This is a genomic window from Mesorhizobium sp. M1E.F.Ca.ET.041.01.1.1, assembly GCF_003997355.1.
GTDB lineage: Bacteria > Pseudomonadota > Alphaproteobacteria > Rhizobiales > Rhizobiaceae > Mesorhizobium.
Genome location: NZ_RZSL01000994.1, coordinates 1 through 1,367 on the forward strand (window position 1 = coordinate 1; position 1,367 = coordinate 1,367).

Genomic DNA, 1,367 nt, shown 5'->3' on the forward strand with positions numbered 1-1,367 from the left:
CTGACCGAAGCGCGCGCAGATGTGCAATCTGGTGGATGGATGGGCGGATTTCAAACGAAAGCGGGCGGGCTCCGAAACCCCCGCCCCGGAGCCCACCTTGGAGTGGCTGACGCATGCCGGCACAGCCTCCTCCGACGCCTTGCCAGCGTCGATCCGCCGATCGGCCGCCCGGCACGACGACGCATTAGCATGCCCTAACGTCAGCCTGTGTGAAGTGGTTCACAATGCCTGCACATGATGATCGCCGCGGCGCCGATGACTGCTGGAAATCGCCAGCCTTTCCAAGCCTAGCCTTCCGGGCCTAGCCTTCCCAGGCGACCGGAACCATGCCCAGCCGCTCGTACAGCCTGAAGGCGGCGGCGTTCTTGACCGTGTTGGTCTTGAGATCGACACGGGCGGCGCCCCTGTCGCGGAAGGTCACGAACACATGCCGCATCAGCGCTTCGCCGATACCATGCCCTCTGGAGTCCGGGTGAACGGCGAGATCCCTGACGAAGCCGGACGTCCGGCAAAGGGCCGCGCCCGCCAGCAGCCCCTTGCCGTCGATGACGAGGAAAAAGAGATCAGGATCGAACTCCGCATTGCCGAGGATGCGCGGCCACCAGTCCTCGAACGGCCCGTCGGTGCCGTCGTCGAACACCTCTTCCAGCAGCGCATGCACGGCCTGCGCATCCCTGTGCTCGAACGGGCGCATGATGAAACCGTCCGGCCAATGCGGCGCGGTCAGCGCATCGTCGAGCAACTTGCGAAGGCGAATGTCGTTGGGCGCCGCGGGGCGAGGACCTGGATTTTCATGCATGGCCAAAACCGCTACTTTTTTGGGCGACATGCGCTGAGGTTGCAACCTCAGGCGTCGGGCGGCAGCCGATGCCGCCTGCGGTCGACGCCTAGGCCCGTCTCCTCGAGCAGGCCCTTGCGCTTGGCGTCGTAATAATAGCCGGTCTGGTAGAGCGTGTCGGCCCGCTTGGCGTTGCCGCCGGAGACCAGCCAGGCGCCGCGCAGATATTTGACCGCGTATTTGAGATTGGTCTCGGCGTCGAACAGACCGGTAGCCGGCCCGTCATAGCCCATGCCGCGCGCCGTGGCGTGCTTGATCTGCATCAGTCCCCAATGGCCGTGATTGTAGGCTTTCGGGTTGAACGTGCTCTCGCGGTTGACGACATAGCGCACCAGATCGACCGGCACTTCGTAGATCACCGAATATTTCTCGATCAGCCGCTCGATCTCGGCGCGTGGGCCCGTGGCGTGCTTTTCGGCCTGGCCCGGTTGCGCAAGCAGCGCCGGGTTCTGCGGCACCACATAGGCGACCTGCTGAACGCCGGGCATGGGGGCCACCTTTGCAGACTGGCCAGTGACCGGCATGGCAA

2 protein-coding genes are annotated in these 1,367 nt (G+C 64.6%); both read right to left on the reverse strand.

All coding sequences use genetic code 11. From position 1 onward, the window contains the following. Nucleotides 1-301: 301 nt before the first annotated feature. A complete protein-coding gene (locus EOA38_RS36715) occupies nucleotides 302-799 on the reverse strand; it encodes a GNAT family N-acetyltransferase (RefSeq protein ID WP_126092449.1) in 498 nt (165 codons plus the stop codon). Nucleotides 800-846: 47 nt separating this feature from the next. Then, nucleotides 847-1,367: lytic transglycosylase domain-containing protein (locus EOA38_RS36720; RefSeq protein ID WP_145966297.1), on the reverse strand; the 521-nt coding region annotated here is incomplete at its 5' end.

Coding starts and splice junctions, on each gene's coding strand:
- EOA38_RS36715 (WP_126092449.1), bottom strand. CDS start 799: ATGCATGAAAATCCAGGTCCTCGCCCCGCGGCGCCCAACGACATTCGC.